The 22,443-nt window shown below is 65.5% G+C and carries 19 protein-coding genes, 1 tRNA gene and 5 pseudogenes; 14 read left to right on the forward strand and 11 right to left on the reverse strand.

All coding sequences use genetic code 11. From position 1 onward, the window contains the following. Positions 1-187 precede the first annotated feature (187 nt). A pseudogene (locus WS70_RS22955) lies at positions 188-797 on the forward strand (chloride channel protein); the annotation flags it as partial. 334 nt (positions 798-1,131) lie between these two features. Here WS70_RS22955 and WS70_RS22960 read toward each other — a convergent pair. Both WS70_RS22960 and WS70_RS22965 read right to left on the reverse strand, forming a co-directional pair. Next, on the reverse strand, positions 1,132-1,455 hold the full coding sequence (locus tag WS70_RS22960; RefSeq protein WP_059596418.1) for an H-type lectin domain-containing protein: 324 nt from the start codon (positions 1,453-1,455) through the stop codon (positions 1,132-1,134). A 336-nt stretch (positions 1,456-1,791) separates the two neighbouring features. Then, entirely contained in the window at positions 1,792-3,135 is a 1,344-nt protein-coding gene (locus WS70_RS22965) for a cytochrome-c peroxidase (RefSeq protein ID WP_059469701.1), read from the reverse strand. A gap of 73 nt (positions 3,136-3,208) precedes the next feature. Between WS70_RS22965 and WS70_RS22970 the strand changes: the two genes are divergently transcribed. Further along, entirely contained in the window at positions 3,209-3,418 is a 210-nt protein-coding gene (locus tag WS70_RS22970; RefSeq protein WP_059469702.1) for a hypothetical protein, read from the forward strand. A gap of 4 nt (positions 3,419-3,422) precedes the next feature. On the opposite strand, the gene WS70_RS22975 is transcribed toward WS70_RS22970, so the two are convergent. Continuing rightward, positions 3,423-5,090 carry a phospholipase C gene (locus WS70_RS22975; protein ID WP_059596417.1) on the reverse strand — a complete coding sequence of 556 codons (1,668 nt, stop codon included), beginning with the start codon at positions 5,088-5,090 and terminating at the stop codon, positions 3,423-3,425. A gap of 374 nt (positions 5,091-5,464) precedes the next feature. Then, positions 5,465-5,851 (reverse strand): annotated as a pseudogene (locus tag WS70_RS22980) (alpha/beta hydrolase); the annotation flags it as partial. On the opposite strand from WS70_RS22980, the pseudogene WS70_RS22985 reads away from it, so the two are divergent. Beyond that, positions 5,802-5,999 (forward strand): annotated as a pseudogene (locus WS70_RS22985) (UxaA family hydrolase); the annotation flags it as partial. The pseudogenes WS70_RS22980 and WS70_RS22985 overlap by 50 nt on opposite strands. A 2-nt stretch (positions 6,000-6,001) precedes the next feature. On the opposite strand, the gene WS70_RS22990 reads toward WS70_RS22985, so the two are convergent. Both WS70_RS22990 and WS70_RS22995 read right to left on the reverse strand, forming a co-directional pair. Continuing rightward, positions 6,002-6,640, reverse strand: a complete 639-nt coding sequence (locus WS70_RS22990) for a response regulator (RefSeq protein ID WP_059469704.1) — start codon at positions 6,638-6,640, stop codon at positions 6,002-6,004. Between the two features lie 587 nt (positions 6,641-7,227). Next, positions 7,228-7,536 carry a hypothetical protein gene (locus WS70_RS22995; protein WP_059469705.1) on the reverse strand — a complete coding sequence of 103 codons (309 nt, stop codon included), beginning with the start codon at positions 7,534-7,536 and terminating at the stop codon, positions 7,228-7,230. Between the two features lie 167 nt (positions 7,537-7,703). Between WS70_RS22995 and WS70_RS23000 the strand changes: the two genes are divergently transcribed. Further along, positions 7,704-7,925: a hypothetical protein gene (locus WS70_RS23000; protein ID WP_059469723.1), complete on the forward strand. Its 222-nt coding sequence runs from the start codon at positions 7,704-7,706 to the stop codon at positions 7,923-7,925. Positions 7,926-8,296: 371 nt separating this feature from the next. Further along, complete coding sequence (locus WS70_RS23005) at positions 8,297-11,134, forward strand: AMP-binding protein (RefSeq protein ID WP_059596428.1); 2,838 nt, start codon at positions 8,297-8,299, stop codon at positions 11,132-11,134. On the opposite strand, the gene WS70_RS23010 is transcribed toward WS70_RS23005, so the two are convergent. Continuing rightward, on the reverse strand, positions 11,104-12,000 hold the full coding sequence (locus WS70_RS23010) for a helix-hairpin-helix domain-containing protein (protein ID WP_059469706.1): 897 nt from the start codon (positions 11,998-12,000) through the stop codon (positions 11,104-11,106). The genes WS70_RS23005 and WS70_RS23010 overlap by 31 nt on opposite strands. 69 nt (positions 12,001-12,069) lie before the next feature. On the opposite strand from WS70_RS23010, the gene WS70_RS31805 reads away from it, so the two are divergent. The 3 genes from WS70_RS31805 to WS70_RS23025 all read left to right on the forward strand — a co-directional run bounded on the left by WS70_RS31805 (position 12,070) and on the right by WS70_RS23025 (position 15,016). Continuing rightward, complete coding sequence (locus tag WS70_RS31805; protein ID WP_203236032.1) at positions 12,070-12,915, forward strand: hypothetical protein; 846 nt, start codon at positions 12,070-12,072, stop codon at positions 12,913-12,915. 179 nt (positions 12,916-13,094) lie between these two features. After that, positions 13,095-14,045, forward strand: a complete 951-nt coding sequence (locus tag WS70_RS23020; protein ID WP_059596415.1) for an SMP-30/gluconolactonase/LRE family protein — start codon at positions 13,095-13,097, stop codon at positions 14,043-14,045. Positions 14,046-14,599: 554 nt separating this feature from the next. After that, positions 14,600-15,016: a cupin domain-containing protein gene (locus WS70_RS23025; protein ID WP_059469708.1), complete on the forward strand. Its 417-nt coding sequence runs from the start codon at positions 14,600-14,602 to the stop codon at positions 15,014-15,016. A gap of 50 nt (positions 15,017-15,066) precedes the next feature. Here the strand turns inward: WS70_RS23025 and WS70_RS23030 are convergent, their stop codons facing one another. Beyond that, positions 15,067-15,483, reverse strand: a complete 417-nt coding sequence (locus WS70_RS23030) for a DUF1801 domain-containing protein (protein ID WP_059596414.1) — start codon at positions 15,481-15,483, stop codon at positions 15,067-15,069. A 345-nt stretch (positions 15,484-15,828) separates the two neighbouring features. Here WS70_RS23030 and WS70_RS23040 point away from each other — a divergent pair, with 345 nt between their 5' ends. Further along, the gene (locus WS70_RS23040) at positions 15,829-16,365 is read left to right on the forward strand and encodes a GNAT family N-acetyltransferase (RefSeq protein ID WP_059469726.1); all 537 of its coding nucleotides are present in this window, start codon (positions 15,829-15,831) and stop codon (positions 16,363-16,365) included. 183 nt (positions 16,366-16,548) lie between these two features. Here the strand turns inward: WS70_RS23040 and WS70_RS31810 are convergent. Then, a tRNA-OTHER gene (locus WS70_RS31810) sits at positions 16,549-16,634 on the reverse strand. A gap of 65 nt (positions 16,635-16,699) precedes the next feature. After that, positions 16,700-17,011: pseudogene (locus WS70_RS23045) on the reverse strand (helix-turn-helix domain-containing protein); the annotation flags it as partial. A 374-nt stretch (positions 17,012-17,385) separates the two neighbouring features. On the opposite strand from WS70_RS23045, the gene WS70_RS33160 reads away from it, so the two are divergent. Both WS70_RS33160 and WS70_RS23055 read left to right on the forward strand, forming a co-directional pair. Next, a complete protein-coding gene (locus WS70_RS33160; protein WP_226382945.1) occupies positions 17,386-17,883 on the forward strand; it encodes a ferredoxin reductase domain-containing protein in 498 nt (165 codons plus the stop codon). A 1,080-nt stretch (positions 17,884-18,963) separates the two neighbouring features. Then, positions 18,964-19,563: a fascin domain-containing protein gene (locus tag WS70_RS23055; RefSeq protein WP_156438371.1), complete on the forward strand. Its 600-nt coding sequence runs from the start codon at positions 18,964-18,966 to the stop codon at positions 19,561-19,563. Positions 19,564-19,952: 389 nt separating this feature from the next. Here WS70_RS23055 and WS70_RS32195 read toward each other — a convergent pair whose 3' ends face one another. Then, positions 19,953-20,366: a hypothetical protein gene (locus WS70_RS32195; protein WP_162498985.1), complete on the reverse strand. Its 414-nt coding sequence runs from the start codon at positions 20,364-20,366 to the stop codon at positions 19,953-19,955. On the opposite strand from WS70_RS32195, the pseudogene WS70_RS23060 reads away from it, so the two are divergent. The 3 genes and pseudogenes from WS70_RS23060 to WS70_RS23070 all read left to right on the forward strand — a co-directional run. Continuing rightward, positions 20,310-21,036, forward strand: a pseudogene (locus WS70_RS23060) (DUF2345 domain-containing protein); the annotation flags it as partial. The gene WS70_RS32195 and the pseudogene WS70_RS23060 sit on opposite strands and share 57 nt — an antisense overlap. Next, positions 20,982-21,914 carry a DUF4123 domain-containing protein gene (locus WS70_RS23065; protein WP_059598679.1) on the forward strand — a complete coding sequence of 311 codons (933 nt, stop codon included), beginning with the start codon at positions 20,982-20,984 and terminating at the stop codon, positions 21,912-21,914. The pseudogene WS70_RS23060 and the gene WS70_RS23065, both read left to right, overlap by 55 nt. A 30-nt stretch (positions 21,915-21,944) precedes the next feature. After that, positions 21,945-22,430, forward strand: a complete 486-nt coding sequence (locus tag WS70_RS23070) for a DUF3304 domain-containing protein (RefSeq protein ID WP_082722490.1) — start codon at positions 21,945-21,947, stop codon at positions 22,428-22,430. Positions 22,431-22,443: the final 13 nt, after the last annotated feature.

Raw genomic sequence — 22,443 nt, forward strand, 5'->3', positions numbered from 1 at the left:
AGATCGCGTCGCATGCGTGCGGTGAGGCGCCCGCGGCGCATCGCGCCGGAATGAATGCGCTGAAATCATCACTGGGTCAGAAAAAGCCATTCGTTTCATGATCTGGCGGCGCATACGATGGCGCCATTCGTTCCCGTCGCGCTTGCTTGTCGATGCATGCGCGCGCTCATTCGATTCGTCATCGCTCATGTCCACCCCGATCGCATCCGCTTCGTCCGTTCCCGCCGCTCCGGCCGCTCCGGCCGCGCCCGCCGCTGCTCGCGGTTCGCGCGTCGAGCTCGCGGCCGTCACGCTGCTGACGGGCGTCGGCGCGGGCCTCGGCGGGATGCTGCTCGCGCCGCTGCTGCATGCGATCCGGCACGTCGCGTACGGATACGACGTCGCGCAAGTCGTCGGCGACGAGCGCTTCCTGCAGGACATGACGGCCGCGCCGCCGCTGCGGTGCATGCTCGTGCTGATCGGCTGCGGCGTCGTCGCGAGGGGGAGGCTGGTGGGCGCTGTACCGGTTCGGCGCGCCGCTCGTCAGCATCCGCCGCGCGGTGCGCGCCGACGATCCGCGGATGCCGGTCGTCAGCACGATGGTGCATGCGCTGCTGCGGATCGTCACGGTTGCGCTCGGCTCGCCGCTCGGCCGCGAAGTCGCGCCGCGCGAGACCGGCGCGATGTGGGCCGGGTGGCTCGCGCATCGCCTGCAGGCAGCCCGACGCGATGCGCGCGCGATGGTCGCGTGCGGCGCGGGCGCCGGGCTTGCCGCTGTCTACAACGTGCCGCTCGGCGGCGCGCTCTTCGTGCTCGAAGCGAGTTGCTCATGCATCCGCCGAATCGAACCGGACGATAGCATCGTCCTCGCCGACGGTGCGACGACGCGCCGCGTATCAGGCCGAATGCCGCATGCGGATCGCGGAAGGCAGGCATGATCCGCCGAGCGCAAGACGGCTTCGCCTCTCGCACGCCAGGCATGAAGCGGAAACGGATCGAAGGAACGGTGCGCCGCGCATATACGGCGACAGCGTGAGGCGCGCAGTGACGATCGGCAATGCCCGTTGCATCGAGCATGCGACGGGCACCGCCGAATTCCGCGCAGCGACGCGCTATGCATCGCTTGGCGCGAGCACGGCGCGCGATGACACGTCAGGCGGGTGTCTCGGCGATGTACGACAGATGGAGATTCTGCCCCCAGCCGCTCGTCGTATAGTTGGCGCCGACATAATCGGTGCGACAGATGTTGACCGTGAAATCGGTGTTGGTGACGCTGATCACGGTGACCGCGAACGTGTCGGGGTAAGCGGGCGTGTGATTCGGATCCTGCAACGTACTTGCGATGACGATCGGCCTGGTGGTGAACGGGGCCGGGAACGGAATCTTGACGGTCAGCGGCGTGTTGGTCCACGGCTTGCTGGCCGGCAGTTTCTCGCGCGGACCGACCACGTGCGTACCGACGAATTTTTGCGTCATGTCGAATTCTCCATGGTTTTATTGATGTGGAGCGATGCACGGACGCGTCGAGCGACGGGCGACCGTAAGCACGTTATAGAAACCTCCCGAAGCGCGGAACAACCAGGAAGTCTTGTAGGTTGCGCATGTCGACTGTCGATGAGCGGAAGCCGCGAACGCGGAGCGGGGCGAGCGGGAGACGCCCCCGTTCCGCGATCGATCCGGCGCACGAAAGCGAGTGCGATGCGGCGGGCCCGAAGCGTGTCGCGTGCGGCCCAGGTTCTCGAGCCGGCCGAGACGGAAATCGTGAATGCAATCGATCGTTCGCGATTTCCGTCGCCGCGCTTCGTGTGAAGGTCAGCGCTTCCCGTCGGTCAGCGTCTTCAGAAACGCGACGATGTCGCGCATGTCCTGCTCCGTCATCGCCGGTCGATCGCCGGGCTTGCGGTCGAACGGCGCGTCGGCGACGTCGACGTTCGCGCGGTATGCGGGCGGGATGTCGTCGTATTGCAGCACGCGACCGCTTGCGTCGCGCGGATAGATCTTGCCCGGATCGGTATTGCGCACGTTGTAGAACGCGAGCACCTGATCGAGCGAGTGATAGACGCCGTTGTGAAAGAATACGCGGCGCGTCGCGACGTTGCGCAGCGACGGCGTCGCGAACATCCCGCAGTATTGCGTCTGCGTCTTGAGATCGTCGCGGAACGGCCCGCAGATGCCGAGATCGTGGAACGCCGGATTGCGGTTCTGCGCGAGCGCGCGGTTGCGCGGCACGCCGAGCGCTTCGTACTGGTAGTCGGTGAACATCGGCGGCAGCCCGTCGACGCTCGGCTTCGACAGATGGCAGCCCGCGCAATTGGCCTTGTGCGGATCGTCGAAGAGCCGCAGCCCGCGCAACTCGGCCTGCGTGAGGCGCGCGTCGCCTTCGAGCCAGCGGTCGTATTTGCTCGAATACGGATGGAACGACCGATCCTCGACCTGGTAGCGCGCGATCGCGAACATCGCTTCGGACACCGCAAGACGCGCGTCGTCGAAGATGCGCGGGCCGAACAGTTGCCGGAACTGCTGCGCGTACCGCGCGTTCGCGAGCTTGCGCGCGACGTCGTCGATGCTCGCGTTCGCCATCTCGACAGGATTCAGCAGCGGACCGAATGCCTGCTGCTGCAGCGTATCCGCGCGGCCGTCCCAGAACATTCCGCCTTGCGGCACGAGTTGCGGCGCGGCGTCGGCGCCCGCCGTCTTCTGCGCGCGGACGACGCCCGCTGCCGACGCGGCCTGCTGCGCGACGCTCGCCGCGTCGTCGTTCTCGGATGCGTCGGGACCGATGCTGAAGTTCGGCTGACGGTACAGATACATCAGCGACGGCGGCGGCCGGTAGCCGGGCTGCGACAGCGCGGCGCCGCCCAGTTGCACGTCGAGATCGTTCGGCGGCCCGTATGCATGGTCTGGGCTGTGGCACGACGCGCACGACTGACGGCCCGACGCGGACAGCGACGGATCGAAGAACAGTGTTTTGCCGAGCTGCGCGACCACGCTCAACGGCTCGGCGGCCGGGCGGCGCAGCACGACCGGATGCGGATTCGCACCCGTCAGGTCTTCGACGATCGCGCCGACCGCGTCCGGCGCATGCTCGGGAAATGCGAGCGCGAATGCGGCGAATGCGAATGCGCCGAACGCGGCGAGCGACAGCGCGTGACGCACGGCGCGCGCATTGCGGCGGGGTGCGTCGACTGATGCGGCGGCACGCGCCGACGCGGCGGATTCGGCGAACGGAGTGGACCGGTCGGATCCGGCGGAGCTGGAGCGGGAAGAAGAGGCGGGCTGGGCGGAAAGCGGCTCGGCCATGCTGGAACGTTCGGTCGTCATCGTGCGAATGAAAAATCCGGCGCATGCGCCGCCGGAACGACGGCGGCCGGCGCTGTGCGCGCCGGCCGGTTGCGGGTCGGACGCGTCGAGCGGTTGCGCGCCGCGCGACGCCCGATGATCGGTCAGATCGAGGGCGGCGTCGCGACCTTCGTGCCGAGCGTCGGATCGAGATACAGCGGCGTCGTGTTCACCATGCCCGAGAAGTCGAACAGATCGCGGATGTCGCCTGCCGTCGCATCGAACGAGCCGCCGCCGATCCGCTGGCCGCCCAGCCAGTTGTCCTCGATGAAGCGGACGATCGACGCCTGATCGATCAGCGCGTGGCTCACGTAGTTCTGCTTCGCCCACGGCGACACGACGACGAACGGAATCCGCGTGCCGGGGCCGCAGCGGCCGTTGACGGCGCCGCCGCCTACGCCCGTCGTCGCCGCGCCGGAGCCGCACACACCGTTGCCGTTCAGCTGATCGACCGCGTCGAACGACGCGCGCGTCGGCTTCGTGTACGCATGGTCATACCAGCCGTCCGAGTCGTCGTACGTGACGATCACCGCGGTGTTCTGCCAGTCGGGCTGCTGCTGAAGGAAGTTGATGACTTTCGTCACGAACTGTTGCTCGTCGAGCGGATCCGAGTAGCCGGCGTGCGCATCCTGCGCGGCGGGCGCCTTCAGGAAGCTGACCGACGGGAAGTTGCCCGCCTTCACAGCCGCGAAGAAGTCGTCCGAATCGTACTGGTGGTTCGCGGGCTCGGCCGTCTTGCCGTCCGTCTCGACGCTCGCGCCGATCGCGGCGACCGAGCTCGGGCGCGTGTGCTGCGGGTTGGCGGTCGACGCGTAGTACTGGAACCAGTTGTGGTGCGGGATGTAGTCGGACGTCGCCGCGTTCACCGCGGTCGCGATCGTGCTGCGCTTGCAGCCCGTCGTGCCGTTCGCGTTCGTCGTCGACAGGTTGAAGCCGCCCATGAAGCCGCCCCACGTGATGTTCCGCGCGTTCAGCAGATCGCCGATGTTCTTGCCGGACATCATCGCCTGGTCGGTCGTGCTCGAGCATGCGTCAAAGCCCGGGTCGACGTCGTTGATCATCGTGAGGCCGCCCTGGCCGTCGTTGATGTAGTACGACGTCTTCGCGAGCGTCGACACGGCCTTCGACGTCTTCACGATCTGCATCCCGTCGGTCTGGCCGGCGATCACGTTGAGCGCGCCCGGCGTCGACGGACCGTAGGTCGACGTGTATGCGTTGTCGCTCATCGCGAAGCGCTGCGCGTAGTTCCACAGCGCAGTCACCGTGTTGCCGTCGAAGTAGCCCATCACCTGGCCCGTCGTGCCGAACGCGCCGGCGCCGCCGCTCGAGCCGTTGCCGGTGTATTTCGGGAAGAGGTCGGCGAGGCCGTTATCGTACGCCTGCTCTTCGGCGGTGTACGCGTGGTTCTGGTCGGCCGTCGCGGCCTGCGTGCGGTCGAGGCGGAACGGATTCGTCGCGCCCGTGCCGTTCGCCGGATTCGTCGCGTTCGGGTTCGCGGTCAGCAGCAGGCCCGACAGGCCGTTGATCGACGGCGTGCCCGACGCGGCGCTGAACGCCGGCTCGCCCGACGGGTTCGCGGCGTTCGGATAGGTGCCGAAGTAGTGGTCGAACGACACGTTCTCGCCGTAGATCACGACGAGATGCTTGATCGGCGTCGCGGTCTGCAACGCGTTTTGCGATGTGACGGGCGCCGCGCTGTCGGTGTCGCCGCACGCATAGAGGGCGATGGCTGATCCGACGCACGCGGTGGCGATCAAGGCTCGACGAAGCATCTGGTAGGACTCCAATGAAAGACCGCTCGAGCGACGCGAATCCGTGGCGGATCTCGCGACGGAAATCGGCTGCGCGGGAAGGGCTAGCGTCACGAGCGCGCCGCGCCGTGCGCCGGAAACGAAACGGCTGCATTGGACCAGTTTGGTATGAAGCTATGGAGGCGATGTGCCTTCGATAAAATTACAGGCGGATGTCGGCGGCATTACGGGCGGGGGCGTGGGGAAGCGGGCCATGCGCCAAGCCGAGCATGCGTGCGGCTTGCGCCGCGTCGTTGCGCGTCGCGCACGTGACGGCGCGCGACGTGTGACGCGGCGTTACTTCGCCTTGCTGCGAGCGATGGCGTGCGGCATGTCGCGCGCCGCCCGCGATCGCGTCATGGCAGAAGTCGATTCAGCCGCGCCCGCTGTTCGAAGAGCGCCGGCCACGCGTGCACGACGCTGCCCGGCTTGCCCATTCCCCAGCCATGGCCGCCCGTCTGGAACGCGTGCAGCTCGCCGGGTACCTGCGCGGCGCGCAGCGCGCTCGCCATCGGCAGGCTGTTGTCGTCCGGCGCGATTGGATCGTCGAATGCTTGCGCGAGAAACGTCGGCGGCGTGCGCGCGCTCACGTGCAGATTGACCGACAGCGCTTCGCTGTCGGTCTGCGCCGGATGTGCGCCGACGACGTGCAGACGCGTGCGCGTGCGATCGAACGACGGCATCATCGTGCGTCGTCCGGATGGACGCGTCGCGTCGCGCAACTTCATCGGCATCCTCGCGTCGGTGAACTGCTCGGCGACCGTGATCAAGCAGATCGCCGCATGGTTCGCGCCGGCACGGCTCGCGGCGTTTCCGAACGTCGATGGCGTCGTCGCGTTCGCGCAGCCGTGCATCGTCGCGCGGCCGCCGCGCGGCTTTCGAGTCGATCGCCCTCACAACGGTTCGCCGATCTGATGCGCGATCGCGTAGCGGACGAGCGCCGATTCGTTCGGCAGTTCCAGCTTGTCGAGCACGTGCGCCTTGTAGATCCGGACGGTCTTCGCGCTGATCCCGAGCGCTTGCGCGATCTCGGCGGGCGTGTCGCCGGACGCCAGGTGGCGGAACACTTCGAATTCGCGCTTCGACAGCCGCTCGTGCAGCGGCGCGTCCGACTGCGAATGAAGGTTCTCCGCGAGTTGCTCGGCGACATGCATGCTGACGTACACGCCGCCCGAGGCGATCTTGCGAAGCGCGGCGATCAATTCCTCGCAGCCGCTTTGCTTCGTGAGGTAGCCCGATGCGCCGGCCCGGAACGCATCGGCCGCGTGCCGCTGATTCGTCTGTGCGGTCATCAACAGGATGCGCATCGACGGCGCCGCCTGGCGGATGCGATGGATCACGTCGGCGCATTCCCGGCCGAGGGTGGTCTGATCGAGTATCGCGATATCGGCATGACCGTGCTTGACGAGCTCGAATGCGGATGCCGCGTCGCCCGCTTCCCCGTCGATTTCGAAATCACCCGATTTTTCGAGAATATGTCGCAGGCCGTCGCGCAGCACGACGTGACGGTCGACCATCAACAGCTTGATCATCAGTGAAGTCTCGCAGCTCCAATATCCCATGGCCGTCGTGTCTCGGTAGTCGGCACGCGTTCGCGCCGCGTCGCGACGAAGCGCGAACGCATCTGGCGAGCCGGCCGAACTCCGGACGCTTGTTCCCCGGGCCGTTGCGTCGCGCCAAGCGGCGAGCGGGTTTCCCCGAGCGCGTCGCACGCGTCGCGACAGGTCGCCACGGCTTGAAAAGCAAAGTCGAAACCGCCGCTTCGAGCGAGCCGCGCGGCGCTGACGATACCCGGCGGCATGCGATGCGACGCGTGCCTTCCAGGTTCTCGTTCGTATCATCGGGATCGTCGCCCGCCGGTGGCGGACGTGTGGCCAAAATGCGAGCGCCACGTTTCAATTTTATGCCGGAATGCTTACGCAATCCTGATCGTTGCGCGCGCAATCGCATCGGTGAAATCGCGAATGGCGTGCCGGCGCGCTGTTTTGCGAATTGTTCATACCGTAGGACGACTGCGCTTTCGCGCAATGCGAAGACAGGCCGAGGCCGCTTTCCGTTCTTCGTGATCCGAAGCATGCGATGCACGGTGCTCGACGATCACGCAAGTTCCCGCATCCGCTCATTGCTCGCGCGTTTGCATGTGTACCGGCGACGCGATCCACGAATTGCGATACGCCGTGTCGACGCGAATGGCATGCCGACGCGTTCCGGCCGGTTCGGTCGTGTGAATCGATCGCGCCGCGACGGAACGCATGCTTTCATCGCCTCGCGGCGCACGATGCGACATGTGCGCGCAGGCGGGTGCGGGTCGGAACGAGGAAAGCGTTTCTGAAACGTCGATGTTTGGCATCGGCATGCGCATGGCATCGATCGAACCGTGGCACAACTGCAGCGCATTGCGCGATCGAATCGACTGCGGATTCGGCAAATTCCTACATGTCGGTGCACAGCGGCTGTGTGCTTATCTCGCAATTGCCGATTTGCTTTCGCGGTCCCGACCTGCACAGTGCGATGGAACGCAGTTTCCCATCGCAGTTGAAACGAGGGCGGTGTGGCCGGCGCAGGCTGACGCCGCTCGATGTCGGAGACATGACCATGTTGACGCCGCATGAATTCTCGACGTTGTTGTGCATCGCTCGCTCGCCCGAAGACGTCGACGTGGCGGACCCGGAATTCGTTTCTCTCGTCGAAATGGGACTCGCGATGACGACGGCGCGCGGACTGCCGGTCGCACGGGAGCCGCTCTTGACGTCGCGCGGCCGTGAATTGCTCGAACGGATCGTGTGCGCGAAGTCGGCCGCCGTACAGCGGATGTGACCGTCGGCGAGTCGCGGCGCATGCGCGATTCGCGCGTGGTCGGACGACGATTGCAGCGTGTGATGACGTCGTCGGGCGATCGACGAATGATGCCTTTGTCGACCGTCACATTGTTTGGCGGATCGATCTCGCATGCGGCACGGAACGCATGCGTTTCCGTCCCATTGTTGATGCAACGCAAGCCATACGTCGCGCGATGGCGCACGCTCATCGTCAGCCAGCCGTTCACGCGGGGCATCGCACGCCGACCGCCTCGCGCGCGGCGTTCGGCGCATTCGACGCAACGCAGAAAAGCGCGGCGTCAGGCAAGCGAAGCGAGCCGGCGCGCGCCGATGCGTGCGTTGAGCCTCATCAATCAACGGGCGACAAGTATGGAACACACGCACCGCCTATCCGAGAACGCAACGCGATTGCTCGCGTTGCTCGATGCGTTGCTCGCGGAGTTGTACGGCGAGCGGAACGGCCATCGCCACGCGACGCTCGACGCGCAGTTCGAGCGCGATCTCGGCTTCGACAGCCTGACGCGTGCGGAGCTGTTCGACCGAATCGAGCGTGCGTTCGAAGTACGCCTGCCGGTCGACGTGTTCGCATCCGCCGCGACGCCCGCGGACGTCGTGCGCGTGCTGGCCGACGCACACGCGCACGCGCAACCGCAGGCCTTCGCCGATGACGAAGCCGTGTCGATGTCGCCCGCCGCCGCATGGCCCGTCGACGTCGACACGCTGATCGACGCGCTGCGCTGGCATGCCGAGCGTCATCCGGATCGCGTCCATCTGCGGCTGCTCGAAGACGGCCTGACGGCGACGCCGCTCACGTATGGCGAGCTGTATTGGCGCGCGTCGAGCATGGCGAACGGCCTGCGCGAGCGCGGAATCGATCCCGGCGACACGGTCGCGCTGATGCTGCCGACGGGGCTCGACTACTTCGTGTCGTTCGCCGCGATCCTGTTCTGCGGCGCGATTCCGGTGCCGATCTATCCGCCCGCCAATCTGGCGCAGCTCGACGCGCACGTCGAGCGCCACACGCCGATCCTCGAAAACGCGCAGATCAAGGCGCTGATCGCATTTCGCCCGGCCGTCTCGATCGCGCAGTTGCTGAAGCTGCGCGTGAGCACGCTGCAGCACGTGTTCACGCCCGAGCAGATCGCGGGCCGCGAGCATCTGCCGCCGTTTCGCGCGGCCGCCGACGACGTCGCATTGCTCCAGTACACGTCGGGCAGCACCGGCACGCCGAAGGGCGTGATGCTCAGTCATGCGAATCTGCTCGCGAACATCCGCGCGATGGGCGACCGGATGCGCGTCGACGCGACGGACGTGCTCGTGAGCTGGCTGCCGCTGTATCACGACATGGGGCTGATCGGCGCGTGGCTCGCGCCGCTTTACTTCGGCATCCCGGCGATCGTGATGTCGCCCGTCGCGTTCCTCGCGCGGCCGGCGCTCTGGCTGCGTGCGATCTCGCGGTATCGCGGCACGATCACCGCTGCGCCGAACTTCGCGTACGAGCGCTGCGCGCGGCGTCTCGCCGCGCTCGAACCGACCGAATTCGATCTGTCGTCGCTGCGCTTTGCGTTCTGCGGCGCCGAGCCCGTCAATCCGGACACGCTGCGCGCGTTCGCCGCGCGCTTCGCGTCGTGCGGCTTCGATGCGCGCGCGCTGGCGCCTGTCTACGGGCTCGCGGAAAACACGCTCGGATTGACGTTTCCGACGCCGGCGCGCGGACTGTGGGTCGATCGCATCGCGCGCGAACCGCTCAACGCGAGCGGCCGCGCGACGCCCGCGCCCGGCGACGCGAATGCGCTCGACGTGCCGAGCTGCGGCTATCCGCTCGACGGCACCGAGCTGCGGATCGTCGATGACGGCGAGCGCGAGGTTGCCGAGCGGCAGGTCGGGCGCATCGAGTTTCGCGGCACGTCGGCGACGCGCGGCTATTACCGCAATCCCGCGCAGACCGCGCGCCTGTTCCACGATAGCTGGCGCGATACCGGCGATCTCGGCTACGTCGCCAACGGCGAGCTGTACGTTACCGGACGCGCGAAGGACATGATCATCCGCGGCGGCCGGCATTTCTTTCCATACGAGCTGGAGAAGGCGATCGAGCGGCTGCCGGGCGTCGTGACGGGCGGCGTCGCGGTGTGCGGCGGCGCCGATCCGGTGAGCGGAACCGAGCGCGTCGTGATTCTCGTCGAGAGCGACGCAACCGATGACGCCGCGTGCGAGCGTCTGCGCGCGAGCGTCAACGACGTGACGGCCGCGCTCTGGGGAATGCCGGCCGAGCAGGTGAGCGTCGTCGCGCCGCACGGCATCCTGAAGACGCCGAGCGGCAAGATTCGCCACGCGGCGACGCTCGAGCAGTTCGAGCGCCATGCCGGACGGCTGCCGCAGGCGCCCGCGTCGTGGCGGCAGTTCGCCGACCTGGCGGCCGGCAGCGTCGCGCCGTTCGGCCGGCGCGCATCGCGGCGCGCGGCACACGTGCTCCGGGGGCTGTACTGCTGGGCGCTCGCGGCGCTGCTCGCGCCCGCGCTGTGGGTGCTCGTCGCGTACCGGAAGGATCTTCAGGACAATTGGACTCTCGCGGCATACGCGTGCCATACGTTCCTGCGTTTCGCCGGCGTGCGCACGAACCTGATCGCCGATCCCGACGCGCTCGCGGCCGGACCGTCGATCGTCGTCGCGAATCATACGAGCTATATGGACGTCGTTGCGCTGCTCGCGCTGCTGCCGCACCCCGTGCACTTCGTCGCGAAGCGCGAACTCGCGACGCGACCGTTCGTCGGCCGTTTCCTGCGCGCGCTCGGCACGCGGTTCGTCGAGCGGCGCGAATACAGCCGCAGCGTCGAGGACGAGGCGCGGCTCGTCGCGCAGGCGGCCGCCGACGATACGCTGCTGTTTTTCCCGGAAGGCACGTTCACGCGCGCGGCGGGGCTCGCCGCGTTCCGTCTCGGCGCGTTTCGCGCGGCGTGCGTCGCGCAGCGGCCGGTGGTGCCCGTCGTGGTGAGCGGCGCGCGCGCCGTGCTGCGCGACGGCGATTGGCTGCCGCGCCGCGGGGAGATCACCGTGACGATGCTCGCGCCGATCCGGCCCGACGGCACGGATTTCGGCGCGATGGCGCGGCTGCGCGACCGCGCGCGCGGCGCGATTCTCGCGCACTGCGGCGAGCCGGACTTGCGCGACGGCGGCGGTCAGCGCGTGGAGTTCGCGCCGGCCGCATAATGCGCGCGGCATTCCGCCTCGCGCCCGCGCACCACGCGCCTGCCGATCAGCGCGCCGCGCGTTTCGGTGACGACGGTGCGCTGATGCTCGTCGTGTTCGGGGTCGTAGAAGTACAGGATCACCCAGTCCGCGGTGCGGCCAAGCTCGTGCGCGCGTCCGGTGTGCGAATAGAACGCCGTGAAATGCCAGTCGTCGCGCGTCGCGTGCAACACCGGCAGCCACGCTTCGTGCCGCGGGTTCAGCCGCTTCGGCGCGATCATCGGCAACGTGCCGGCCGCGGCCTTCTCGCGATAGAGGCGGTCGACGTCGAGCAGCACGGATACGGGCGGCTCCTGCGCGGGCGTCGCGCCACGCACCAGCGCCTGCCTGCCGCGCCGGCGACTCAGCAAGTCCTCGAGCGCTGCGCGGATGCCCGCGATCCGTCGCGGACCGAGCCCTTCGACCGTCGCGAGCCGGCCGTCGTGCACGGCGAGTTCGAGGTCTTCGAGCGTGTCGATGTGGAGCGCATCGTGGATGCGCTCGGCGAGCGCCTGGCCGACTCCGGGCACCATTCGGAACGACAGCGTCGGGCTTGCCGAGCCGCGCAGGCGATCGAGTTGGCGCCAGCGGTCGGTGATCAGCATCTCGGCGATCGCGCGCGCGATGCCGAGGCCGATGTGCGGCAGCGCGTCGAGCGCTTCGATGCCGCCCGCGTCGAATAGCTCACGGACGTCGCGACCGAGGCTCGCGATCGTATCGGCGGCCGAGCGATACGCGCCGGCCCGATACGGATTCGCGCCCTGCGCGTCGAGGAGCTGCGCCGCCTCGAGCAGTCGGTCCGCGATGCGCCGGTTGTCCGGCGCGGCGGTAGGTAGGGCAGTCTGCATCGTTCGAAGGCGGTTGATTGCGCGGCGAGGCCGGGGTTCGCGTCGGCGAGCGATGCGAATGCGTGTTGCGTGGGGCGATCGAGCGACGCGGTTCCGGCGCGCACGGCGAACGGCGCGCGCCGTTCGAAGCCGCCGAATCCGCTGCGCGCGCGGCTGCGAGTCGGAGCGTCGAGGACGGCACGGGCTCATGAGCGCCGGCGCCGTATCCGTATCCGTATCCGTATCCGCATCGCATTGCATTGCATTGCATCACGCCGCGATCGACCGATCCTCTGGAAAATTCTCATCGAACGAATGCACGGGAAATTGACGATCGTCAACGGTGTGCGATTGGGATGCGTGTGGCGACGCTTGTCGGTGCGCGACGTTTCCCGCCGTGCGATGCGGGGCCGGCACGACGGAGCGCGATCCGGAAACGCGGTCCCGCATGTCGTCGATCGGCATGTCGCCGTGCATGGGCCTGCCGAGGCCGAAACGACAGCGGTCGCCATGCATGGCTTGCGGTTCGCGCCGCGTGAGGTCGGGCCGGCGCGCGCTGGCGGCGATATGACGAAATCACTGACGCCGTGTCGGGCGAACGGCGCGACGCGCGCGGGATCGAACGGTGCTTCCGCTTCCGATCGTCGCGTTCGTGCGCGTGCGGCGCTCGCATGCGAGTCGAGCGAACGTCTGCGATGTCGCATCCGTCTGCCGCGCGCGCCCGGAGCCGTTCGCAGCGGCACGCGCCGCGCACGCGTAGTCAGACCGCCGCGCCGTCAATCTCTCGCGCGGCGTCGCGAATCGCACCGATCGTCACGTTCGCGCAGGCGCATTCGCCTCGTGTTTTACCAATATCTGGTACGCGGCGGCATTCTGTTGCTCACGGTGCTGTTCGACCCGTATCGTCGCAATCAGCGGCGCGCGATGAGGGGCTGACGGCCGCTCGGCTGCGCCCGGGATGAAAGGACGCAAGTGGGGTTCGTTCGGTTGCCGCCTGGCCGGATGGCGGCGCGAGCAGTCGAGCAGCCGAGCGGAAACGACAAATCCCGCCTCGCGCGCGCTCGACGCCTGCAGCCATCCGGCTGCGGAGAACGACGACGATATCTGGAGGCAGCATGGAACAATCGAATCGACCGTCGCGTCCGAACGCGGAGAACGCGGAGAACGCGGAATCCGCCGCCACGCTGCTGGTCGACTGCCGGAACGCGCTCGGCGAGGGTGCGACGTGGTGCGACGCGACGCGCGCGCTGTATTGGACCGACATCGAAGGCGCGCGGCTATGGCGATACCGCGCAGACGACGCGCACGGCAGCGCGGCGACCGAAACCTGGGAGATGCCCGAGCGCCTTGCATGCTTCGCGTTCACCGACGATCCGGACGTGCTGCTCGTCGGCCTCGCGTCGCATCTCGCGTTCTTCGACGTCCGCCGTCGTACGTTTACGCGGATCGTCGACGTCGAGCCCGATCTGCCGACGCGGCTCAACGACGGCCGCTGCGACCGCGCGGGCGCGTTCGTGTTCGGGACGAAGGACGAGGGCGGCGGGGCGCCGCGCGCGATCGGCGGCTACTATCGTCTGAATGCGGATTTGAGCGTGCAGCGGCTCGCGCTGCCGCCCGTCGCGATCGCGAACGGCATCGCGTTTTCTCCGGACGGATCGAGGATGTACTTCTGCGATTCGCCGACGCGGGAAATCCACGTCTGCGACTACCGGCCGGGCGGCGGCGTCGATCGCGTGCGATCGTTCGTGCGACTGGGCGACGCGGATGGCGAGCCCGACGGCTCGACCATCGATGCGAACGGCGGCCTGTGGAACGCGCAGTGGGGCGGCGCGCGAGTCGTGCGTTACGACTCGCGCGGCGTCGTGACCGACCGCATCGCCGTACCGACGCCGCAGCCGAGCTGTGTGACGCTCGACGGCGGCGGGCGGCTGTACGTGACGAGCGCGCGCGTCGGTCTCAGCGACGACGCGCTGGCGAGCGATCCGCATGCGGGCGGCGTGTTCGTCGCGGACACCCGACATGCAGGCTTGCCGGCATCGAGGTTTGCGTATCGCGGTTCGCGCTGAAGCGAAAGACGGGGCAACGGCGCGCCGGCTGCGGCGGCGCGATCTCCGGCATCGCGTGCGATACGCCGCCCGCACAACGTGCGCGCACGGCGTTTCACGTCTTTTGCTGTTTTGGCGCGGCTGGCGTGTGATCGGTGCGGGCGTCTGCCGGCAGGGGCGCTCACAAGCCAAGCATCAAGTTGCTTCGGCTGCCGGCGTTTTCCGGCGGCCACGCTGCTCGAGCGGGATCTTCTCCTTTCCGCCACGAACGGGCGTCCCGCTGTCATTGAGCGCGCGCCGCCGCTATTGCGACGCCTTTGCACCGCGTGACACCGGCTCGGAGACGGATCGTTAGCAGACGAGAACATTCGCGCGCAGGCGCTCGGCGTGCATGTTCGCACCCCGCCTTGTTAATTTATTACAAGTCGGTCAATTATTTCTTGCGATTGCGTGACGATTTCTTACACAATGGCTGCCTCCGGTTCGTTCAGGGATATCGACTGGCGATAGTCTCGCCGTACCTGAAAGCCGTGTTTTCTTCTGATTCCCGCATTGAACCGCAGCAGAGGTAGATCATGTCCCGTCCCGTTTTCGAGGCCGTACGATTGGACGACGTCGTATTGCAACCTTCTCCGATCGACCCGGCTTGGATTCTCGAAGGGAATCCTGTCGCGCGCAGCGGTCAGTGGTCCTGCAGTCCCGACTCGACGACATCCATGTGGGTCTGGGATTGCACCGCGGGGCGTTTCAACTGGCACTTCGACTGCGACGAAACCATACATGTGATCGAAGGCGAAGTGATCGTCACGTCGGAAGGCCACGAGCCGCGCACGTTGCGGGCGGGCGACGCCGCGCTGTTCCACGCCGGCAGCCGCGCCGAATGGCACGTGCCCGAGTACGTCCGCAAGCATGCGATTCTGCGTCCGCCTATCTCCAGGCCGGTGCTGTTCGTTCACAAGGTCGTCCGCAAGTTGAGCAGCACGCTGAGATGAGACGCGCGCGGAGAGTCTGCCCGGTCCGGAGAGGGCGCGAATCCCGCGGCCTACTTTGCTCGCTTTGACTTTGCTTTTCCGCCGGATGTATTGAGCGCGATCGCGGCATGGATGAGGGCCTTGAACGCGTGCTCATCCAGCGCCTCGCCCTCATGGATGTCGATTGCGCGCCTTACGTTTCCGTCGAGGCTTGAGTTGAAGAGCTTGGCCGGATCCTCCAGCGATGCCCCCTTGGCGAAGGTCAGCTTCACGATCGACTTGTAAGACTCGCCGGTGCAGATGATTCCGCCGTGCGACCATACGGGCGTGCCCATCCATTTCCATTCCTCCACGACGTCCGGGGCCGCCTCCCGAATGAGCTTGCGCATTCGGCTCAAGGTTTTTCCGCGCCAGTCTCCGAGCTCGGCGATTTTCTTGTCGATCAGCTCAGAGGCCGACTGGCCCTCGGTCGAATTCGGCTTTTCCATGTTCTCCTCCTGAGACTTCCAGACTCGTTCAGATTTCGGGGAGGCTTTTCGCTGCGCTCGGGGGCGTCGGATGTCTTCGTGTTCGCTGCTGTCGGCTGCTTGGCGGACACCTACATGGACTTTGACGCCGTCGCGGCGGGCACGACGGAGCGGGCGGGGCCTCGGCAGCTGGCTGCGCTCCTCGCACAATACTCGATTCCCGCTGCGCTCGCGCGCGCTTCGCCTTTCGGCCGAGGGCGGTCGTTCGGCTCGATACCCCAATCGTTGACGCACGGACACGAGCGTCGCGATTGAGACGGGTTGGCCTGATAGAATACGCAGTCGCCGACTCTCCGAGGTTCCATGATGAGAATTGACGCCGCTCCTCCATCAGGATACTCAGGGGTATCCCTTCGGCAACTCGAACGCTCGGATGTGGACGCCTGGTATTCGTACCTGAAGCTCCCGCACGTCTTCGAGCATACGAGCTGGGACTTGCGATCCCGGGAAGACCTCATGCCGATGTTTGACGGATTCGAATCGACGTCTGCTCAATCAGTCCGGCGCCTGGCGATCATCGGAGATGACGACCGGAAACTGATCGGCACGATCGGGTTCCATACCGTCTCCGATGTGAACCGCACGGCAGAGATCGCCTACGACCTTTCTCCTTCGCATTGGGGAAGAGGGATCGCTAGCGCTGTATGCGCCGCCGTCACCGCCTGGTCGTTCGGCGCGTATGGTTTTGTTCGTGTTCAAGGCACGGTGTTGAAGACCCACTCGCGTTCGGGCCGCGTGCTCCACAATTGCGGTTACCGATACGAAGGCTTGCTTCGGTCCTACCGCATGGTGCGAGGCGTACCCGGAGACTTTGCGCTCTATTCGCGATTGGCGACTGACTAACGCGCATCCGGGATCGGCGAATTTCGGACGTCCGGCATCGCCTGCCGATGCCCGGAAAGCCGTAGCGGATCGGGCGGCTTACCTCGCCTGGAATTCGTTCGTTATCCGGTTTGACGGCGACTGATACGAGGGCGCATCGCCGCCTTCAGGAAAATCGCGAAGCGACGGCCGCGAGAAAAAGCCTGGTGCCCACAGGGCGGGATTTGAACCCGCACGCCTGTCGGCACTCCCCCTCAAGATAGTGCGTCTGCCCATTCCGCCGCCTGGGCAAAGGGGCGCCGCTGTAACGATTGAATGCGCGTTTGTGAACGCAGCGTATCCCGGAAGCCGGCCGCTACACCCGATCAAGCAGGTCGCGCAGCACCTTCGCCCCGTCGGCCCCTTTCGCCGCATCCGCCCATAGCCTGTCGATCATCTTCCGATACATCGCGACCGCATCGGCCGACGTCGTGATCGTCGCGATTCCGGTGCGGATGTTCGGCAGTTCGCCCAGCCGGAATGGCGATGCCGCGACATGCGCGCTGTCGTCGTCCTCGAAGATCTGGAAGGTCTCGTTCGGCTGGTTGTCGTTGACGATCCCGATCCGCACGCCTTCGGTATCGTCCCAGAGCATCCCGACGATCCGCATCACCTCCCGACGCGCGGTGCTCCGATACTGCATCGCGACCAGCGCTGCTGGGCGTGGTGTTCGTGATTCCGATCAATGCGCTGTGATGGCGGTTGATCGGGCTGCTGTAGGTTTTCCTGAACGGTGATTCCGATGATCGGCAACGATCTGATTGCGGTGCGCGTGATCGCGCGCGAGCGCGTCGCGTGCGACGTGATTTTGCTGCGGCTCGTCAGCGACGGTCAGCGACGCGCCGGACCTTCCGCTGCCGGCGTTCGAGGCCGGCGTGCATATCGACCTGCATCTGCGCGACGGGCTCACACGCAAGTATTCGCTGTGCAACGACCCGTTCGAGCGCGGCGGGTACGAGATCGCGATCAAGCGTGAGCCGGCGTCGCGCGGCGGCTCCGCGCATGCACGACGTGGTTCGCGTCGGCGACGTGCTGCGGATCGGCGCGCCGCTGAATTATTTCCCGCTTGCGCCGGACGGCGGCCCGGCCGTGCTGCTCGCCGCCGGGATCGGCATGACGCCGCTGCTCGCGATGGTGCACAGCCTGATTCGCGCGGGGCGGCCGCTCGCATTCCACTACTTCGTGCGCTCGGACGGCGCGGCCGCGTATCGGCTGACGCTCGCGTCGCGGCTGGCGGACGTCGCGACGGCGCACACGGGACTGACGCCGGACGCAACGGACGACGCGATCGCGCGCCCGGCGTTCGGCGATGCGCGGCTGCATCGCGAGTACTTTTGCGCGCCGATCGCGGGCGACGAATCCGATGCCGGCGATGCCTCGGGCGAGGCCGGCGCGTTCCGGATCGAGCTCGCGCGCTCGCAACGCGTGTTGCTCGTGCCGCCGGGGCAATCGCTCGCCGACGTGCTGTTCGACCACGACGTTCCGATTGCCGCCTCGTGAGAAGCGGGCATCTGCGGCGCATGCCGGACGGGGGGCTCGAGGGCACCCCAGATCATCGCGACGCGTTTCTGAGCGCGGCGGAAAAAGCCCGCAACGAATGCATGATGCCGTGCGTGTCGCGATGCCGCGGCGAACGGCTGGTGCCCGATCTTCGAGATGCGCCGAAGGCACTGAACGGCGATTTCGATTGGACTGTCTCGGATGAGAATGGGCGAGGGTGCGCCGTCGAGCCGCCCGGGCGGCATCGTAAGCGGGATCGCGCTTCGTCGAGATTGTCGGCGTCGCCTAACCGTTCAAGCGCTGTCACGTGAACCAAGCGCACCCGCAACAATGGCGCGTCCTCTGCGATAGGCCGAATTGAGGTGTCACGAAAAGCCGCGGCAGAGCCGGGATTTCCAGGGTTCAATAGACACATTTATTTTCACTCTCAACCAAACAGATCTTCCGCTCACCTGTATTCGAATAAATGTATCTATTCGCATCGCCACTCTGAACGTGTGACAAAACGGTATCGTATTGATGGATATATTGTCGAAATTGTGAAATATTTAATTTTGGCATGAGACGTTATATGGAAATTCCTGGATTTGTGCCGACTACGATCTATCTTGTCACTGAGAGGCAGAGATTTTGGCGAGTCTGGATGGTAAAGGAGCTTTGCTCGGGATCGAGCAAGCGTGCTTCGGCAGTAGTCGCGTTGAGATTTTCGCTATTTGAAGAATTTCTCATTATTTACGATGGAATCAATCAGGAACGGGCATATGCGAAGGGATCGAGCAGCGCGGACCTCCGGCGTTGACAGGCCGATATCCGCTGGTTTGGCTGGGCGGTAGCGACCGGCGAATTCATCACTGTGCCGTAAATTCAGGGCGTGATTCGACTGAAGTTTTTGCACCAACGGTTTTCTTCGTGGCCTGTCGATTTTTCAACGACGTACCGGACATGTGCAGGCCCGGACGACGTTGGTTTCGCGCATCGAGGCTTACGCGGCCGCCTCGACAGCAAGTGCAAAGAGCAATCGTTTACGAGCCGCGTATTTCGGAACATTCGATATTACATCTTTCATTTGGAGGCCATGCAATGAGCGCAACGTTTTCGAAACGTCGTTTAGGTCGCGGCACATCGGTGGCATTGGCGCTCGGAGTCTCGCTGGTTCCGGCTCTTGCCTCCGCGGACGCGGGAGCCGAACTCGGAATTCGGAATTTGTCCAGCGTGATCGCGACCCCCGCATCGCCGAACGCCGTCGGCCCTACATGCACGCAAAATGTGACCATTACGTCTCTTGCCAACCACGACCTCGTCTCGACGGAACTGGGATACGCCGGGAACGAATATGCGATGTTGCGCGCCCGAGCGACCGTGGCGGGTCCCTGGGAGCAATACAGTATCTGCAACTTCCCCAGCGACGGATATTGGACGATTCAATCGGAGGCCGACGGGCTGTTCGTCTCCGCGGAGCTCGGCTACACGGGTGACCAGTATGCGATGTTGCGCGCGCGTGCTTCCGTCGTAGGCCCTTGGGAGAAGTTCACCCTCGTGCCCTGCGGCTTGAGCTGCACGTCGATTCAATCGCTCGCCAACGGATTGTTCGTCTCCGCGGAACTCGGCTACACGGGTGGCCAATACGGGATGCTGCGCGCACGCGCTTCTGTCGCAGGTCCATGGGAACAATTCCGATAGCGCGATTCGGTGCATGAGGGGCACGCGCGCGGCATGACGAGCTGAACGCGAACGCGGGACATCCAAGAAGATTCACGGTTCAATTCCTGGCTGTCCCCATCGGCCTATTCGATCCCGGCAAGGTGACGCCGCGCTGTGGTTGATGGAGCTGATCCGCTTTCATGGACACCGGCTCTTCCAAAGGGCATGGAGCCGTAACAAGCGGACATTCAAAACTGCGACGCCGATTGTCTGTTTCGGATCGGCTTCGGAACACTAGAAATCGCACGGCGCAGCTGACAGCGTAGGTAATCTGTCAGAGCCTTGTCGGACGAGATGCAGGTACTGCTGCATCAGTCTTTCCAGCGTGAAAAGTAGAGGATCATTCGCAAGATATCTGTCAATTTTGGTTAGGCGGACTTGGCCGGCGCGCCGTAAGCCGGCCGATTTCCCGTTTGCTTCAGTGGATTCGGTATCCTTATTCGCCAAAGATGGCGGTTCGCCGGTTCCGATACCGCGCTCGATCGCCTGACAACAAGGGGCGCGACGCCCCATTCCGGCGAACCCGAGAAAAAAGGATTTGAACCATGACGTTGGGGCCGCGCGGGCCGCAGGAGACTGCGTTTGCGCCGATCTTCGAGGCGATTCATCGTGGGCTGTTGCAGCGCGAGCGGCTGCTGAAGCTCGACACGCCGCTCGGCGCGAACGCGCTCATTCCGTTGCGTGCGGTCGGCGAAGCGAAGCTCGGCCGCGATTACACGTGGACAATCGACGTCGCGACCACGCGCGACGATCTGAATGCCGACGCGCTGATCGCGCAGCAATCGTCGCTAAGCGAGCAGCATCGCGCGGAGAGTCTGAAAGCGGGTCACGACGCGCTCACGGAACTGACCGGCGCGACGCGGCAGCCGGTGGAGCCGGGCTTGAGCGGCGGCCGCACGTCGGGCGGCGGGACGGGCAGCGCGAACGGCTTCAGGGTGCCGGCAATGCTGCTCGGCAGCGGGCGGGATGGGCCTCACGACGCTTCAGTCGCTGCACGCGTCGGCGGATCGGCACGTGAACGTCGTCGCGGGTCAAAGCGCGTTCGTCGCGACCGGGAAGTCGTTCGTGACGAGCGCGGGCGAGAAGGTGAGCGTGTTCGCGCAGGACGGGATCAAGCTGTTCGCGAAGGACGCGATTCAGATCGAGTCGCATCGCGAGACGATCGACCTGATCGGCCAGAAGACGGTGCGGATCGTGTCGGCGACGGAGCGGATCGAGATCGCGGCGGACAAGGAGATACTGATTACGTCGGGGCAGGCGTATATCCGCCTGAAGGACGGTGACATTCAGATCCATGCGCCGGGCAAGATCGACATCAAGGGCAGCATGCACAACTTCTCAGGCCCGGCCAGCATGCCGTATCCGATGCCGACGCAGCCGGATGCGGTCTGTGTGCCATGCATGATGAAGCAGGCGGCCGGACGCGGCGCGTTCGTGACGACGGGGGCGTGACGACCGAGCGGAATACCCAAGACTCCGGCATCCAAGTCACGTTCGCCGAGGCTGAAGCGTTGGGCGCGCATGTATACGTACTCGCGGCGCCGTTGCATAACGGCAGCTTGCCGGGGGCGTTGTCGGTTCGTCGCGACCATGTCGCATGCATGCTTGACGGCGGAGCGGACGTGCAGGTCGTATCGCCACACCTGATCTACATTCCGCCAAGTCACTTTGAGTCGGCTCGTGCGTGGCTGGAACGACATGGGCCGTCATCGCCGTGTGCAACGATTCTCGCATCGCCATTGCCGCTTGCTGCGCTCGCGGCGCATCTGAAGTCGTTTTTGCGCGTGCGCTTGCCGGATGGCGAACCGATCGTGCTCGCGTATTGGGATCCGGCGATTCTCGCGACGCTCGCCGGCTCGGTCGAGGACGAGACGCTGTTCGTGAAAGGGCCGGTGCTGTCCGACGCGCAGCATCAGGCATGGCTCGCGCCGATTCTGAGGTGGACATATTGGGACCGCAAAGGCGCGCTGCGTCAGATCGACTGGCGTCAGGATCGGATGCCGGCCTCTACAGCGACGCTCAAGCCGCCGTTCAAACTTGATCAAGGGCAGGTGGATGCATTGATCGATGCGAGTGTGCCGGACGGCTTGCTATTGCATCTCAATGAACGCGATCCGTCGACGTTAGCTGGAATCCCGGAAGGCGAGCGCTACGGATTCGTATGCCGGCAGATTGAACGTGCTTGGCAGCACGGTATCGAGGGAGTCGGCGTGCTCATGGAATACTGCTCGCTTGCCGTCCGGTATGGGGAGGCGTTCGAGGCATCGCCCGAAGGCGCTGCATTATTGAAACCGCTACTACCGGTTACGATCGATCGACCCCAAGCATAATCGGGCTATTTGCCAAGAAGGACGCACAAGATGACCTTTGCCACATTCCGGCGTATAGCTTTCGCGGCGGGCTTTGCTGTCTTTACACTGACCGCTTGCGCCGGTTCCGACATCCTTCCCGATGATCCGTTTGCCGGGGAAGGGCCGGCGCTTGCGATGGTGCCAGCCAATCATACCGATCGCTGGGCAGTGAACATCTTTGTAGAGAAGTATTGGGCGGGGGATGTGAGCCCTCGGGGAGGGGGCGCGAAGGCGGCATGCTGTTTCCCTGGCATGAAAGACTGGAGTAAGCCGGTCACAGTGACTTGGACTTGGGACGCCGTCGAAGACCCGAAAACCAAGGCCGTAACAGTACCTGAAGAAAAGCGCAGTGTTCAGGCGAACTTTCCGCCCGGCGGTCCGCATCAAGATTCCGACTGGCACAAGGCGGACGCCTACCTGTGTGTCATTTTACGAGATCGCAATACCGCTGCTTTGGCTTTTTCGCCCAGTCGATCGGGGTGCATGGCGAAATAACTACACAAGGGGA

The organism is Burkholderia mayonis (assembly GCF_001523745.2).
Taxonomy (GTDB): Bacteria; Pseudomonadota; Gammaproteobacteria; order Burkholderiales; family Burkholderiaceae; genus Burkholderia; species Burkholderia mayonis.

Coding starts and splice junctions, on each gene's coding strand:
- WS70_RS22960 (WP_059596418.1), bottom strand. CDS start 1,455: ATGACGCAAAAATTCGTCGGTACGCACGTGGTCGGTCCGCGCGAGAAA.
- WS70_RS22975 (WP_059596417.1), bottom strand. CDS start 5,090: ATGCTTCGTCGAGCCTTGATCGCCACCGCGTGCGTCGGATCAGCCATC.
- WS70_RS22990 (WP_059469704.1), bottom strand. CDS start 6,640: ATGATCAAGCTGTTGATGGTCGACCGTCACGTCGTGCTGCGCGACGGC.
- WS70_RS23000 (WP_059469723.1), top strand. CDS start 7,704: ATGTTGACGCCGCATGAATTCTCGACGTTGTTGTGCATCGCTCGCTCG.
- WS70_RS23005 (WP_059596428.1), top strand. CDS start 8,297: ATGGAACACACGCACCGCCTATCCGAGAACGCAACGCGATTGCTCGCG.
- WS70_RS23010 (WP_059469706.1), bottom strand. CDS start 12,000: ATGCAGACTGCCCTACCTACCGCCGCGCCGGACAACCGGCGCATCGCG.
- WS70_RS23020 (WP_059596415.1), top strand. CDS start 13,095: ATGGAACAATCGAATCGACCGTCGCGTCCGAACGCGGAGAACGCGGAG.
- WS70_RS23025 (WP_059469708.1), top strand. CDS start 14,600: ATGTCCCGTCCCGTTTTCGAGGCCGTACGATTGGACGACGTCGTATTG.
- WS70_RS23030 (WP_059596414.1), bottom strand. CDS start 15,483: ATGGAAAAGCCGAATTCGACCGAGGGCCAGTCGGCCTCTGAGCTGATC.
- WS70_RS23040 (WP_059469726.1), top strand. CDS start 15,829: ATGAGAATTGACGCCGCTCCTCCATCAGGATACTCAGGGGTATCCCTT.
- WS70_RS33160 (WP_226382945.1), top strand. CDS start 17,386: ATGCACGACGTGGTTCGCGTCGGCGACGTGCTGCGGATCGGCGCGCCG.
- WS70_RS23055 (WP_156438371.1), top strand. CDS start 18,964: ATGAGCGCAACGTTTTCGAAACGTCGTTTAGGTCGCGGCACATCGGTG.
- WS70_RS23065 (WP_059598679.1), top strand. CDS start 20,982: ATGCATGATGAAGCAGGCGGCCGGACGCGGCGCGTTCGTGACGACGGG.
- WS70_RS23070 (WP_082722490.1), top strand. CDS start 21,945: ATGACCTTTGCCACATTCCGGCGTATAGCTTTCGCGGCGGGCTTTGCT.